The organism is Stenotrophomonas sp. 63632_Sma (genome assembly GCF_056482875.1).
Window position 1 is genome coordinate 1447862 of the sequence record NZ_CM151220.1, and the last position, 14705, is coordinate 1462566.

The following is a 14705-nucleotide window of genomic DNA, read 5'->3' on the forward strand; positions in this document are numbered from 1 at the left end:
AAGGTCGACACCCACCAGGTAGTCGCCAACCTTGGTTGGCGCTCTTGCCGCCTCACCCCGCGCTGCCGCCCAGTGCCTTGAACAAGGTCACGTCGTTGTTCAGCTGGCCCTGGCGCACGCGCGCCAGCGACAGCTCGGCATCGCGCCGGGTCTGCTGCGCTTCCAGCCAGGTGCGCAGGTCGGTGGCACCCACGCGGTAGCGCACTTCCTGCGCCCGTTCCACTTCCACCGCTTCGTCGTACGAAGCCTGTGAGGCCGCCACCTGGCGCGCCAGCTGCTCGCGTGCCGACAGCGCGTTGTCCACTTCCGAGAGCGCGGTATACAGCGTCTTGCGGAAATTGGTCGCGGCGATCTGGTAGGCGGTGCCGGCGATATCGGTATCCAGCTGCGCGCGCTGCAGGTTGAGGAACGGAAGCGACAGGCCGGCGCCCAGCGTGGCCACCGGGTTGCGCAGCACGTCACCCAGCGACGTTGCACTGGAGCCGAGGCTGCCGGTCAGGCTCAGCGCCGGGTAGTACTGGGTAGCGGTCACCTTGATGGTCTTCAGGCTGTTGCGCAGGCGCAGTTCGGCCGCGCGCAGGTCGGGACGGCGACCGAGCAGGTCGGTCGGCAGGCCCTCCGCGATGCTGGGGCTGCTTGCGCCGAGCAGGTCCTGCGGTTCGTCCTGCTGCGGCCAGGGCGTGCCGTCCAGCAGCACGGTCAGTGCATTGCGGGCCTCCACCCGCTGCTGTTCCAGCGCACTCTGCGAGGAACGCTGCGACTGCAGGTTCTGCAGTGCCTGGCGTACTTCCAGGCGCGATACTGCACCGGCGTCGAAGCGGGCCTGGACCAGTTCGCGGGTACGTTCCAGCCGCTCCAGGTTGGCCTGGCCGGTGGCGATGGACTGGTTGAGATAGGCCAGGTTCCAGTATTGGTTGATGGTGTCGCTGATCACCAGCAGCGCGGTGTTCTGCCGGTCTTCCTCGCTGGCCTCGGCTTCCCAGCGGGCGATGTCGCGCTGGGTGCGCAGGCGGCCCCACAGGTCCACTTCCCAGCCCAGCGAGACGCCGGTGGAATAGCTGCGGCGCCAGTCGTCGGCCTGGTCGGTGGCGCGGCTGGCGCTACCACTCACACCCGAAGACGAAGGCTGCGGCCACAACGCGTTGCTGGCCAGGCCGGCCTGCAGGCGCGAACGCTGCACGGCCAGGCCAGCGGCGGCAAGATCGCTGTTGGCGGCCAGCGCCTGCGCCACCAGACGGTCGAGACGTTCATCGCCGAAACCGGTCCACCAGGTGTCCTGGCGGATGTCGCGGCCCGGAGTATCCAGGCTGCTGCGCGGATCGTCGGCGGGCGCATTGAGGGTGGCGTCGCCACGACCGTAAGTCGCCGCCACGTCGGGGGCCTGCACCGGATAGCGGCCCATCGATGCGCAACCGGACAGGGCGAGCAGAACGGCGCCCGCCAGCAACAGGCGCGAGGGGGCAGGGAAGGGCAGTCGGGTCATCATCTTCATTCGCGGGCCAGGGCCTCCACCGGGTCGAGCTGCGCGGCGTTACGCGCGGGCAGGAAGCCGAACGCCACGCCGATCAGGGTCGAGCAGGCAAAAGCGGCGACGATCGAGGCGGTGGAGAACAGCACCTGGAAGTCGCTGGCGAAGCGGCCGATCATCGAGCCCAGCAGCAGGGCCAGGCCGATGCCGAGCACGCCGCCGAGCAGGCACACCAGCACCGCCTCGATCAGGAACTGCTGGCGGATATCACTCTGCCGTGCACCGACGGCCATGCGCACGCCGATCTCGCGGGTACGCTCGGTCACCGACACCAGCATGATGTTCATCACACCGATACCACCGACCAGCAGCGCGATGGCGGCGATGGCGCCGATCAGCAGGGTCATCGTGCGCGTGGTCTGTTCGATGGTCTGGCGGATTTCGGCGCTGTTGCTGAGGAAGAAGTCCTCGGTGCCATGGCGCATGGTCAACAGTCGGGTGATCGCTTCCTGTGCGGCATCCATCGGCGTGTTGTCGTCCACGCGCACGGTGATGCTGGACACGTGGCTCTGGCCGAGCATGCGCGACATCACCGTGGTGTACGGCAGCCACACGCTCAGGCTGGTGCTGCCGCCGAACCCGAAGCTCTGGCGCTTGGCCACGCCGACCACGCGCGCCGGCACGTTGCCGAGCAGGATCACCTGGCCGATCGGATCGACATCGGGGAAGAACTGGGTCTGGGTGTTCTCGTCGATCACCGCCACCTGGCCGAGGCCCTTCACCGCATCGGCATCGAAGAAGCTGCCGCTGAGCAGGGTCACGCCCTTGACCCGGAAGAACTGCTCGCCGACGCCGCTGACCTGGGCGGTGGAGGACTGGTTGCGGTAACGCGCGGTGACCGAGGTCGACACGCTGGGCGTGGAGCTGTCGACGTAGCTCTGCCGGGCCAGCGCATCGGCATCACTGGCTTTGAGCGTCTGCACGCGGGCCGAGCGCATGTCGCCGAAACCACGGCCGGGGTAGACATCGATGGTGTTGGTGCCGAGCGCGCTGATGTTCTGCAGGATCTGCTGCTGCGAGCCGTTGCCCAGCGCCACCACCGAGACCACCGAGGCGATACCGATGATGATGCCGAGCATGGTCAGGAAGGTGCGCAGCCGATGTGCATTCATCGCCAGCAACGCCATGCGGAATGCTTCGGTGAAGCGGTCGCGCGCGGCCCGCCAGCTGTTGCCGCGGGCGACGCCGGTGCTGGCCTCGCGCTGCGCGCGGTAGGTCGGTGCATTCGGGTTGGCGCGGTCGGCGATGATCTCGCCGTCGCGGATCTCGATGATGCGCTGCGCGTGTTCGGCCACGCTCATGTCGTGGGTGACAATGATGATGGTGTGGCCTTCGGCGTGCAGCTCGCCGAGGATCGCCATCACTTCCTCGCCGGATTTCGTGTCGAGCGCGCCGGTCGGTTCGTCGGCCAGGATCACCTCGCCGCCGTTCATCAGGGCACGGGCGATCGACACGCGCTGCTGCTGGCCGCCGGACAGCTGGCCCGGCTTGTGGTGCATGCGGTCGCTCAGGCCCAGCCGCTGCAGCAGCTGCTCGGCACGCGCGTTGCGCACCGGGCCGGGGCTGCCGGCGTACACCGCCGGCACTTCCACGTTGCCGCGCGCATCGAGGTCGCCCAACAGGTGGTAGCGCTGGAAGATGAAGCCGAAATGCTCGCGCCGCAGTTCGGCCAGCTCGTCCGGCGCCATCTTCCCGGTTTCGCGGCCGGCCACCTGGTAGCTGCCACGGGTGGGACGATCGAGGCAGCCGAGGATGTTCATCAGCGTCGACTTGCCTGAGCCGGACTGGCCGACGATGGCCACCATCTCACCGGCGTGGATGTCGAGGTTGACGTCACGCAGCACGGCGATCACATCGTCGCCGGCCGGGAATTCGCGTCGCAGGTCACGCAGGCGCAGCAGCGGCGCCGTCGTGCTCATCGGCGCCCCATGCCCGGGCCGCCGACCCGCATCTGCATGCCGCCGCGGTTGCCGCCGCCGGCGCTGGCACCGGCCGCACCGGCTTCGCCGACCACCACGCGCTCGCCTTCCTTCAGTCCCGACAGGATCTCGGCCGAGGCGCCGTTGTTGATGCCCACGGTAACCTTGCGCGGCTGCGGCTGGCCCTTGTCGTCCAGCACCCGCACCATGCGCTCGTCGCCACGGCGCTTCGGCCCCAGTGCCACCGCCGGCACCATCAGCACGCCCTTGGCCTGCTTCAGCAGTACCGAGACCTGCGCGGTCATGTCGATGCGCAGGGTGCCATCCGGATTCTCCACGTCGAACAACGCGTTGTAGTAGACCGCGCTGCTGGAACTGGAACTGGACGAACTGCTGGAACTGGACGAACTCTCGTTGGCGATCGAGGCCGGCGCCGGATTGATCTGGCGCAGCGTGGCGTGGTACTTGCGATCCGGGTCGCCCAGCGTGGTGAAGTACACCGGCATGCCGGCCTTGATCTTGACCACGTCGGCTTCGGAAATTTCGGCATTGACGGTGACCACGTCCAGCCGCGCCAGCATGACGATGGTCGGTGCAGTCTGGTTGGCGTTCACGGTGCGACCTTCCTCGGCCACCACCGCCACCACGGTGCCGTCCATCGGCGCGGTAATGCGGGTGTAGGCCAGGTTGGCGCGGGCGGTGCCCAGCTCGGTTTCGCGGCCCTTGATCTGCGCCTCGTAGGACTGCAGCTGGGCACGGGCGGTCTTCAGCTGCGCTTCGGCGGCATCGTATTCCTGGCGTGAGGTGGCCTCGGCGGCCAGCATCTGCTGCTGGCGCGCGAATTCCAGTTCGGCCTGGCGCAGGGTGGCCTGCTGCACGGCGCGCTGGGCGGTGACCTGGTCCAGCGAGGCCTGCGCATTGAGCACCTGGTTCTGCTGGGTGGTGGCGTCGATCTCGGCGATCAGGTCGCCTTCCTTCACGGTGTCGCCCAGCTGCACCTTCAGCGACTTGATCTGGCCCGAAGCCTGGGCACCGACGCTGACCAGCTTGTAGGCGTCGATCACGCCGGTGGCTTCCACCGTCTGCTCGATGTCACCACGGCTGGCGGGCGTGGTCGCCACCGCCGGGGCGGCGGGCTTGCGCAGCAGCCACCAGGCGGCTGCGGCAACGGCAAGGGCGAGCAGGGCGATCAGTATCAGGCGACCCCGGCGGGTCGCGGGCAGCAGGCGGAACGTCACGTCGTGGCTTCACTCTCGGGGCCGCGGTGGCGGCGTTGGTGGGCATTGTGAAGACCGGGCGATGGGCGGCTCAATCCTCGGGGTATGTCTCTATGTAACACTGTCGGTGAATACGCGTAACCACAGGTATCCCGCCCATGGCTGGATACACTGGTACGCATTGCCCCGGATGCGGTTCAGCTGCCGACACGGGATGATCGCGACATGGAGACTGAAAACACGATGCATCGACTGCTGATCGTCGACGACGACAACGACATCCGCACCCTGCTGGCCGAACAGCTCGGCCGGGCCGGCTACCAGGTGAGCACGGCCGCAGACGGCACCGCCATGCGCCAGCTGCTGGACCGCGAACACGTGGACCTGATCGTGCTCGACCTCAACCTGCCGCGCGAGGATGGCCTGACCCTGTGCCGGGACCTGCGCGCGCGCTCGAACACGCCGGTGATCATGCTGACCGCGCGTGCTGAGCCGATCGACCGCGTGCTGGGCCTGGAAATGGGCGCCGACGACTACCTGGCCAAGCCGTTCGAACCGCGCGAGCTGCTGGCACGCATACGCAATGTGCTGCGCCGGACCGAGGCGCTGCCGGCGAACCTGGAGCCGCTGGCGGTGCGCCGTGCGCGCTTCTCGCGCTGGGTGTTCGATCTGGAGCATCGCCACCTGGTGGACCCGGACGATCGCGTGGTGGTGCTGTCCGGCGCCGAGTTCCGCCTGCTGCGGGTGTTCATCGCCCACGCCAACAAGGTGCTGTCGCGCGAGCAGCTGGTCGCGCTCAGCAGCGGCCGCAACTACGAGGCACAGGACCGCGCCATTGATCTGCAGGTCAGCCGGCTGCGCAACAAGCTGGGCGACGACGGTGGCCCGGACGGACTGATCAAGACCGTTCGCAACGAAGGCTATGTACTGGCCTCCTCGGTGAACCTGGAATAAGCCGCGATGAAGCGCCTGCGCCATTTCCTGTCCTCGATGGTCGGGCGGTTGTTCGTGATCCTGCTGCTGGGCATGAGCGTGGCCGCGATCGGCGCGACCATGCTGGCCACTTCCAAGCGCCAGCAGGAGTTCGAGCGGCAGAACCTGAACCGCATCGCCGACCGCCTCCAGGGCTACGTCAACCTGCTCGACGGCAACCCCGAACTGCGCGAGCGCCTGCTCGAAATCGGTGGGCCGAGCGTGCGTGCGCTGCAACCCGGCGCACGCCTGGGGCGGGCCGATACCGCGTTGATGGAAGTGCTCGATGATCGGCCCGGCCCGGTCGCACGCGCGCATGTGCACTTCGCTTCGTTCCGCTCCTGCATTCCCAAGCTGCAGGACCTGCTGCCCCCGCCGCCACCGGGGCATCGAAAGCATCCGCGCGAACGTGATCCGGCGTTCATCCCGCCCAAGTGCCGTGCGGTCGACGTGACCCTCAACGACGGCACGCTGCTGAAGCTGGCGCTGGATTCGCCGGCGGTGGCACACAACGGCATCCTCGCCGTGGACCCGTGGTTCCTGACCCTGCTGGTGCTGGCGATCGCGGTGCTGGCCTATATCGTCGCGCGCATGGCCAGCGCGCCGCTGCAGGAACTGGCCGCAGCCGCCGAAGACCTGGGCGACGACCTGCAGCGCGATCCACTGCCGCTGCGCGGCCCGCGCGAAGTGCAGCGCGCCGCAGAGGCCTTCAACGCCATGCAGCATCGCCTGCAGCGGCACCTGGCCGAGCGCACGCAGATGCTGGCGGCGATCACCCATGACCTGCAGACCCCGCTGACCCGGCTGCGCCTGCGCCTGGAGAATGTCAGCGACGAGGTGCTGCGTGAGCGCCTGATCGGCGATCTGGCCGCGATGCAGGCGTTGGTGCGCGAAGGCCTGGAGCTGGCGCGCAGCGCGGAGAGCGCCGAGCAGCGCGCCGCACTGGACCTGGATTCGCTGCTGGAGAGCATCGTTGAAGACACGGCCGAGGGCGGCGGTGATGTCGTCTTCGAAGGTGGCAGCGGAGCGGTGTTGATGTTGCGTCCGCTGGCCATGCATCGCCTGTTTTCCAACCTGGTGGACAACGCGGTGATGTATGCCTACCGGGTGCGGGTACGGGTCGAGCGTAGTGGTGGCGCGATCACCGTGGTGGTGGCCGATGACGGCCCGGGCCTGGCCGAGGATCAGCTGGAAGCCGTGTTCGACCCGTTCGTGCGGGTGGAAACCTCGCGTTCGCGCGAAACCGGCGGCGCCGGTCTGGGCCTGACCATCGCCCGCGCCCTGGCTGAGAAAGACGGGGCGCGGCTGTGGCTGCGCAACCGCGTTGAAGGCGGGCTGGAGGCGGTAGTGCAGTGGCCGGCCAGTGCACAGGTGACGCCGCCGGGCCGCGCGGGCTGAGCCTTCGCGGCTGGCGATGGTGACGCCCTGGGCCGGGTTTGGCCTATCATCTGCGCATCTTCCCAGTTCCCCCCCGATGAGCCAGCCCGTTCCCGCCGGCATGCCGTCCCGCGCTGCCCGGCAGTTCCCGCATGCTGCCAGGCCCGGCAGCCCTGCCTGGCCGCCGCCGCTGCACTGATGGCCGGACAGGGGGACATCGGGCGCTGGGTGGAGCGCTGCGGATCAGATATCGGTCGATGGCTGCGACAGGGCCTGCTGTGGCTGCTGCTGGCCCTTGCACTGCCGGTGGCAGCGCAGGAGGGGGCTCCGCCACTGCGCGACTACGCCATTGATGTATGGACGTCGCGCAACGGCCTGCCGCACAACTCTCTGCGCGACATCGCGCAGACCCCCGAAGGCCACCTCTGGTTCGCCACCTGGGAAGGCCTGGTGCGTTACAACGGGCTGGATTTCACCGTGTTCGACCGCAGTACCCGCCCGGGCCTGCGCGACAACGGCATCGGCGCGCTGTTCGTCGACCGCCAGGGTGGGCTGTGGATCAGTGATTCGCGGGGCAATGTCAGCCATCGCGGCAACGATGGCCAGTGGCGTGTCTGGGAGCACCAGGCCGATACCCCGCAGGTCCTGATCCAGTCCATGCAGATGGACAGCCAGGGCCGCCTGTGGCTGCTGTATGAAGGCAAGGGCATCGGCTATCTGACGCCGGACACCGGTATCGTCTACCAGGCTCCGGCCGCCGACCTGCCGATGGCGATGAGCTTCACCAAGCTGGTGGTCGACGCGCAGGACCGGGTCTGGGCCGGCACGTTGGATGGACTGGTGCTGCGCGACAACGACGGGGTGCTCAAGCGGGCGCCCGCGGCGTGGGGGCTGGGCGCCGGCAGTGGCCTGTCGTGGCCGTACCGCGCTCCGGATGGCGCGCTGTGGATCGTCGCCGGCGAGCGCCTGTACCGGGTGGAGGATGATCAGCTGGTGCTGATGCACCGCCTGCCGGGGCAGCTGCACCTGACCTCGATGCTGCAGGATCGCCATGGCGACCTGTGGCTGGGCACCGAGAACCAGGGCCTGCTGCGGATCTCAGCGCATGGCCTGGAGCGCCTGCCGGCGGGCCTGAACCTGCCGGGTGGGCGCGTGGTCAGCCTGCGCGAGGATGCCGAGGGCAGCATCTGGGTGGGTGCCAACGGTGGCCTGTACCGCCTGCGCGAAACACTGTTCAGCAGCTACACCGAGCGCGATGGCCTCAGTGGCGACTATGTGCGCACCGTGTTCGAGGACCGCGATCGCCAGCTGTGGGTCGGCAGTGCCAGCGGCCTCGACCTGCAGACTGCTGATGGCCGCTTCCGCGCGATGCCGCTGCACAACCGCGGCGGCAAGGCACCTTCGGTGCTCAGCCTGGCGCAGGGCCCGGACGGTGACCTGTGGGTCGGAACGTTCGGTGATGGCGTCTACCGTCTTGGCCCCGATGGCCGGCTGCGGCACAACTATGCCGCCGCCGATGGCATGCCGGGCGGCAACATCCGCGCGATCAGCGTGGACCCGCAGGGTGTGGTCTGGGCCGGCACCCAGAAGGGCGTGGTCCGCATCGACGGCGACCGCGTGCAGGTATCAAGCGTTGCGGGCATGCCCAGCGGCCTGATCACCGCGCTTGAGCACGATCACCAGGGCAACCTGTGGATCGGCACCATCGAGGGCATCCGCGTACTGCGCGGCGATCACGTGCAGTCGATCGACCTCGCGCCGATGGGCGGTGGCCGCAGCGTGTTCGGCTTCCATCAGCTGGGTGACGCGATGTGGATCAGCAGCGACCGTGGCCTGTACCGCTGGCGCAACGGCACGCTGGCACGGGTGGGGCTGGAGCAGGGCATGCCGGTGGATGCGGTGTTCCAACTGGTGCCGGATCGCCTTGGCAACGTGTGGATCAGCAGCAACCGCGGCGTGCTGCGCACCGACATGGCCACCCTCAACGCCGTGGCCGATGGCCGCGCACCCCGGGTGGTGGTGGAGCGCTACAACGAGATTGACGGCATGGCCAACGCGCAGGCCAACGGCAGCTCCGGGCCATCGGCGATCCTGCGCCAGGACGGCACGTTCTGGGTGGTCACCGCCGGAGGCCTGAGCACCGTCGATCCGCAACGCCTGCAGCGTTTCCGCGAGCGTCTTTCACCGCCGGCAGCGATTGAAAGCGTGCAGGTGGATGGCGCACCGGTGCATTGGGAAGGCCCGGACCGCAACTACATTCCCGGCGGTCGCCGCTTGGCGGTGAGTTATGTCGGCCTGAGCTACCTGATGTCTGACCGGATCCGCTACCGCACGCGGTTGGATGGCCTGGATACGGGGTGGGTCGAACGCGGCCCGCAGCGCAGCGTGGAGTTCGTTGGCCTGCCGCCGGGCGACTACACCCTGCACGTGGCCGCTGCCCATCCGGGTGGCAGTTGGGGCCAGCAGGAAGCGGTATGGAGCTTCACCGTGGAGCCGTTCTGGTGGCAGCGACGCAGCGTGCAGGTGCTGGGTGGCCTGTTGCTGCTGGCCGGGCTGGTGGCGCTGTACCGGCTGCTGCTGCAGCAGCTGAAGGCCAGCAACCTGCGCCTGGCACGGCGCGTGGACGAGGCGACCTTCGACCTGCAGGCCAAGACCGTGCACCTGCAGGCGCTGAACCAGGAAAAGACCGAGCTGGCCGAACGGTTGGCGCGGCAGGCCGAGGCATTCGAACGGCAGGCCCGCGAGGATGCACTGACTGGCCTGGCCAACCGCCGTGCTTTCGATGAAACGCTGGCGCGTGACTTCGCGCGTTCGCAGCGCAGCGGTCATCCGCTGTGCCTGGTGGTGCTGGATATCGACCACTTCAAGGACGTCAACGACCGCCACAGCCACAGCATCGGAGATGCGGTGCTGGTGCAGGTGGCGCGGTTGATCGCCGCCGCCAGCCGCGACTCGGACCTGCCGGCGCGGACTGGCGGCGAAGAGTTCGCGCTGCTGCTCAACGACACCCGTCTGGAGGAAGCCGCACAGCTGTGCGCGCGCCTGCGCGGCCTGTTCCATGACCACCCCGACTGGGCCGGCGTGGACGGCCTGCGCGTGACCTTCAGCGCGGGCCTGGTGGAACTGGATGCCGACGACCGCACCCCGGCACTGCTGTACCAGCGCGCAGACCGCGCGTTGTACCGCGCCAAGAGCGACGGCCGCGACCGAACGAGCATTGGTTGATCGCATCCACGCATGGCGTGGATCTACCGTCCGGTGAGTGGTGGGTGCGGACCGTTGGTCCGCACTGCGTGGATGCGGTTGCGCCGTTGGCTGGCTTACCGTGGCCAGGCGTTGGCGATCGTGCAGAACAAGCGCGCGGTCTGTTCGGTGTCATACACCGCGCTGTGCGCTTCATTCGCATCCCACCCCAGCCCGGCGGCGGTGGCCGCACGCGCCAGCACCGTCTGCCCGTAGGCGATACCGGCCAGCGTCACCGTGTCGAACACACTGAACGGATGGAACGGATTGCGCTTGTGGCCGGTGCGCGCCACGGCGGCATTGACGAAGCCGAGGTCGAAATGCGCGTTGTGGCCGACCAGGATCGCGCGCTGGCAGCCGTACTTCTTCATGGCCGCGCGTACCGGGGTGAAGATGTGGTCCAGTGCCGCCTTCTCTTCCTTGGCCAGCCGGAACGGGTGGTCGAGGATGATGCCGGTCACTTCCAGCGACTTCGGGTCGATCTCCAGGCCCTCGGCCGGCACCACGTGGGCACTGGCGGTCTGGCCGGGGTAGAGCAGGCCGTTCTCGTCCATCTCGATCGGCACCGCGGCGATCTCCAGCAGCGCGTTGCGCTGGCTGTCGAAGCCGCCGGTTTCCACGTCCACCACCACCGGCAGGAAGCCGCGGAAGCGTTGTGACATCGCGCGCTGCGCCTGGGGGACTGCGGAATCGGGAGCGGCGGCAGGTGCGGGGGTGGGGTCAGTCATGCGTGAATTCTAGCAGAGCGACCCTGAGCGCCCGGCCAGCCTTCGGTGCATGCGTTCCCTGCGCGGGTGTGTGTCGACCAAGGTCGACACCTACCGGGACACCGCGCGCTCAGGATTCCGGTAGGTGCCAACCCTGGTTGGCACACGGTGCGCCGACCAGGTTTGGCGATTACCGGACTGCTGGCCGTGCAGGCGTGGCCGAGGGAGACCACCGCGCCAACCACGCATCCACGCTCAGCCTGCCGGCGCCGGTGAAGATCAGCGGCAGCAGCATCGCCATGAACAGTACTGGCAGCTTGAAGTTGCCGAAGCCCTGGTCAGTGATCGCGTAGCCCATGGCGAGGTCGGCCAGCGAGTTCCATTCCATCGGCCAATGCACCGCATAGGTAGCCACTACGGTCAGCACCAGCAGGCTGGCGGCGGCGAAACGGGTGCCGAAACCGAACAACAGGCAGGCCGCGCCGAGCAGTTCGAACCAGGTCGCAAGCTGCCAGTTCAGCGCGGCCGGCAGCTGGTCGAACGGGAACGGGAAAGCGTCCTGCAGGTCGGCGAACCAGTTCTGGCCGCGCAGTTTCTCGCGGCCGGATTCGAAGTATTCCCAGGCCAGCAGCAGGCGCAGGCCGAGCGGGGCCAACCAGGGGGCGAGACGGTCCAGCTGGCCACGCGTGGCGGCCAGGGTCGGAAGGTTCATCGGTGGTTCTCCGTGGGGGAAAGGGCGTCAGCCAGGGACTGTGAGCGGGCCGATCACGCCGGCCTGCAGGAACTGCTGCAGCAGCGCGGCACCGGGCCCGGCCAGCGCCTCCTCAGCCAGGCCGTTCGCAGCGGCCAATTGCCGCAGATAGGCATGTCCATCGAGGCCGGGTCGTTCGCCGACGCTGGACAGCAGGTATACCGCCAGCGGGCTGAGCACGGCGAAGCGCACTTCGCCATCGGCCTCGCGGCGGACCAGCAGGCCGGTCGGTTCCGCCGGCGGCTGCATTGGCGCATCCTCGGCACCGAGTCGATGCACCGGCCACTGATACAGCAGCGGCCACGCCAGGGGTGAGCGCTGCAGCGGTACCTGCAGCGGATCGATGTCGCCGGGTGCCGGCAGCGGCTCGGCCTGCAACTGGTACAGCGCGGTCTCCACCCACTCGTAATGAGCGAGTTCGGCCAACGCCGGGTGCGGCAGCTGCGGCTGTGCCTGCAGCCACTGCACGAATTCGGCGGCCAGTTCGGTGAACAGCGGTGCCTGGCAGCGATGGGTGGCGAAGTAGTGGCGCACCAGGTCGCTCCAGGCGGGCTCGCCGAGCAGGCGCACGCAGACCGGGAAGCCGTTGCTCAACAGGCCGAGCAGATTGTTGAACAGCAGCCGTTGGTACACCGTGACCCGGCGTGCCTCCAGCCCAGCCGGCGGTGGCACGCCCTGCGGATCGCGCAGATGGGCAGTGAACGCGTGCTGCTGCGCGCGCAGGGTGCCGCGAGCGTCAGTCATGTGCAGTCCCCCCGTGCGTCGCCTGCAGGCGGCGGATGGTCTGCAGTTCGCCCTGCAGCTCGGCGTAGGGCGGGAAGTTGAAATCGCGTTCGAGCAGGGTCGGGCGCGGGCCGATGCATGCATAGGTACGCGCCAGCAGCTCCCAGACCGGGTCGATCACCGCGCTGCCATGGGTATCGATCTTCAGGTCCGGCGCCTCGTCCAGGTGCCCGGCCACGTGCAGGCAGACGATGCGCTCTGCGGGCAGCCCGGCGATGAAGGTGTCGGCATCGTAGCCGTGGTTGCAGGCGTTGACGTAGACGTTGTTGACGTCCAGCAGCAGGTCGCAGTCGGCTTCGGCAAGCACCGCATTGGTGAAGGCCAGTTCGTCCATCGCCGGTTCCGGTGCCAGGTAATAGGACACGTTCTCCACTGCAATGCGGCGGCCGAGCAGGTCCTGCACGCGGGCGATGCGTGCCGCGGTATGGCGCACGGCTTCGTCGGTGAAAGGAATCGGTAGCAGGTCGTACAGGTGACCGTCGTCGCTGCAGTAGCTCAGGTGTTCGCTGTACAGCGGCACGCGGTGCGTGTCGAGGAACCGGCCGACCTGCTCCAGCAGCTGCGTATCCAGGGGTGCGCTGCCGCCCAGTGACAGCGACAGGCCATGGCAGCTCAACGGATGGCGCTGTGCCAGTTCGGCCAGTTCATCACCGGCCGGGCCGCCGACATGGATCCAGTTCTCCGGTGCACATTCGAGGAAGTCGAAGTCACCGGCCGGCGCGTCGCGCAGGTCCTGTAGCAGCGCCCGGCGCAGGCCCAACCCGGCGGCCGCCGCACGAAGCGGCGACCGCAGGTGGACGGCGCTGGCGCGGACGTCAGTGCTTGGCACCGCACTTGCCTTCGCCGCACTTGCCTTCAGCCGACTTCTTGTCGCCTGTCTTGGCAGCGGCTGCACCAGCAGCCTTGCCCTTGTCGGCACCGCACTTGCCTTCGCCACACTTGCCTTCGGCAGCCTTGCCCTTGTCACCGCCACACTTGCCTTCGGCAGCCTTGCCCTTGTCACCGCCGCACTTGCCTTCAGCGGTCTTGCCGTCGGCGCCGCACTTGCCTTCGGCGTGCTTGGTATCGGCAGCCTTTGCCGCCTGGCCAGCCACCAGGTAGCCCTGGGCCAGGTCGCTCATGCTCAGGGCCGAGGCACTGGCGGTCATGCCCAGGCCGGCGGCCAGGGCCGTAGCGGTCAGCAGGGACAGGGTCTTGTTGGAACTGCTCATCGGTCTTACTCCTAGGTGGTGGGCAGGCGCCCGGGGTGAATCGATGGTGCAGCGATCCTACTCAACGAATCCTCGCCAAGAACTCAAATTTTCGTGAGATTTGTTACAGAGCGGGAGACCGGTGGCCAGAACGCCCAAAACAAAAGGGCCGCTGTCACCAGGACAGCGGCCACCTTGGAGTCAACTCCGGTGTTGCAGTGCAGCGTCAGGGCTGTCCGGTGCTGGAGGTTTCGTCGCGTTTTTCACGCGGCGGCAGCGGCTGCTCGCCATGCACCAGGAACCACACGTTCTCGGCGATGTTGGTGGCGTGGTCGCCCACGCGCTCCAGGTTCTTGGCCATGAACAGCAGGTGGGTGCACGGGGTGATGTTGCGCGGGTCTTCCATCATGTAGGTCAGCAGCTCGCGGAACAGCGCGGTGTACTGCGCGTCCAGGCGGGCGTCGTCCTCGCGCAGCGCCAGCGCAGCGTCGGCATCGTTGTCGCGGTAGGCGGCAATGGCGCGGCGCACCTGCTGCGCGGCCAGGCGGCCGAGCGCCCGCAGGCCCTGGATCTGTGGCAGCGGCGGCACTTTGCCCAGCGCGATCGAACGCTTGGCAACGTTGGCCGCATAGTCGCCGATGCGCTCGATGTCGGCCGGGATGCGCAGGCCGGCCAGGATCTCGCGCAGGTCGCGCGCCATCGGCCCACGCAGCGCCAGGCGCATCACGTCATGGCTGATCTGCTGCTCCAGCGCATCGATCGCTTCGTCGTTGGCGATGATGCGATGGGCGGCGTTCTCGTCGCGCTTCTCGATCACGTCCATCGCCGCTTCGAGCTGGGCGACGGCCATCTCGCCCATGCGCACGATTTCGGCCACCAGCCGCTGCTGTTCTTCGTCGTAGCTCTTGACGATGTGGTCGTTGGGAAGATTCATGGTCTGCAATCCGGGTAGAGCCAGGCCATGCCTGGCTGGCGTGATTTGTAGAGTCGAGCCATGCTCGACTGACATTGTCTGTCT

The 14705-nt window shown here is 68.1% G+C and carries 12 protein-coding genes; 3 read left to right on the forward strand and 9 right to left on the reverse strand.

What is annotated here, in order from left to right:
- Window positions 1–52: 52 nt before the first annotated feature.
- From ACZK45_RS06620 to ACZK45_RS06630, 3 genes are read right to left on the reverse strand one after another with little or no spacing between them, the layout of a single operon-like run.
- Window positions 53–1492 carry an efflux transporter outer membrane subunit gene (locus ACZK45_RS06620; RefSeq protein WP_414577574.1) on the reverse strand — a complete coding sequence of 480 codons (1440 nt, stop codon included), beginning with the start codon at window positions 1490–1492 and terminating at the stop codon, window positions 53–55.
- Entirely contained in the window at window positions 1489–3447 is a 1959-nt protein-coding gene (locus ACZK45_RS06625) for a MacB family efflux pump subunit (protein WP_478445607.1), read from the reverse strand. Before ACZK45_RS06625 ends, ACZK45_RS06620 begins: the two co-directional genes overlap by 4 nt.
- Window positions 3444–4685: an efflux RND transporter periplasmic adaptor subunit gene (locus ACZK45_RS06630; RefSeq protein WP_180838437.1), complete on the reverse strand. Its 1242-nt coding sequence runs from the start codon at window positions 4683–4685 to the stop codon at window positions 3444–3446. Before ACZK45_RS06630 ends, ACZK45_RS06625 begins: the two co-directional genes overlap by 4 nt.
- A gap of 204 nt (window positions 4686–4889) precedes the next feature.
- Here ACZK45_RS06630 and ACZK45_RS06635 point away from each other — a divergent pair, with 204 nt between their 5' ends.
- The 3 genes from ACZK45_RS06635 (at window position 4890) to ACZK45_RS06645 (ending at window position 10238) form a co-directional block, all read left to right on the forward strand.
- Window positions 4890–5618, forward strand: coding sequence for a response regulator (locus tag ACZK45_RS06635; protein ID WP_005408779.1), 729 nt, complete (start codon window positions 4890–4892; stop codon window positions 5616–5618).
- 6 nt (window positions 5619–5624) lie between these two features.
- Window positions 5625–7034: an ATP-binding protein gene (locus tag ACZK45_RS06640; protein ID WP_032127908.1), complete on the forward strand. Its 1410-nt coding sequence runs from the start codon at window positions 5625–5627 to the stop codon at window positions 7032–7034.
- Window positions 7035–7211: 177 nt separating this feature from the next.
- Window positions 7212–10238, forward strand: a complete 3027-nt coding sequence (locus ACZK45_RS06645) for a ligand-binding sensor domain-containing diguanylate cyclase (protein WP_049422051.1) — start codon at window positions 7212–7214, stop codon at window positions 10236–10238.
- A gap of 95 nt (window positions 10239–10333) precedes the next feature.
- On the opposite strand, the gene rnt is transcribed toward ACZK45_RS06645, so the two are convergent.
- The 6 genes from rnt to phoU all read right to left on the reverse strand — a co-directional run bounded on the left by rnt (window position 10334) and on the right by phoU (window position 14621).
- Window positions 10334–10984, reverse strand: coding sequence for a ribonuclease T (rnt, locus tag ACZK45_RS06650; RefSeq protein ID WP_014036542.1), 651 nt, complete (start codon window positions 10982–10984; stop codon window positions 10334–10336).
- Window positions 10985–11153: 169 nt separating this feature from the next.
- Complete coding sequence (locus ACZK45_RS06655; protein WP_293791378.1) at window positions 11154–11675, reverse strand: HvfX family Cu-binding RiPP maturation protein; 522 nt, start codon at window positions 11673–11675, stop codon at window positions 11154–11156.
- Between the two features lie 27 nt (window positions 11676–11702).
- A complete protein-coding gene (locus ACZK45_RS06660) occupies window positions 11703–12458 on the reverse strand; it encodes an HvfC family RiPP maturation protein (RefSeq protein ID WP_478445608.1) in 756 nt (251 codons plus the stop codon).
- Window positions 12451–13326 (reverse strand): HvfB family MNIO-type RiPP peptide maturase, encoded by an 876-nt coding sequence (locus ACZK45_RS06665; RefSeq protein ID WP_478445609.1) that lies wholly within the window; start codon window positions 13324–13326, stop codon window positions 12451–12453. Before ACZK45_RS06665 ends, ACZK45_RS06660 begins: the two co-directional genes overlap by 8 nt.
- The gene (locus ACZK45_RS06670; protein ID WP_478445610.1) at window positions 13313–13708 is read right to left on the reverse strand and encodes an HvfA family oxazolone/thioamide-modified RiPP metallophore; all 396 of its coding nucleotides are present in this window, start codon (window positions 13706–13708) and stop codon (window positions 13313–13315) included. Before ACZK45_RS06670 ends, ACZK45_RS06665 begins: the two co-directional genes overlap by 14 nt.
- 205 nt (window positions 13709–13913) lie before the next feature.
- Window positions 13914–14621, reverse strand: a complete 708-nt coding sequence (phoU, locus tag ACZK45_RS06675) for a phosphate signaling complex protein PhoU (protein ID WP_008265615.1) — start codon at window positions 14619–14621, stop codon at window positions 13914–13916.
- Window positions 14622–14705: the final 84 nt, after the last annotated feature.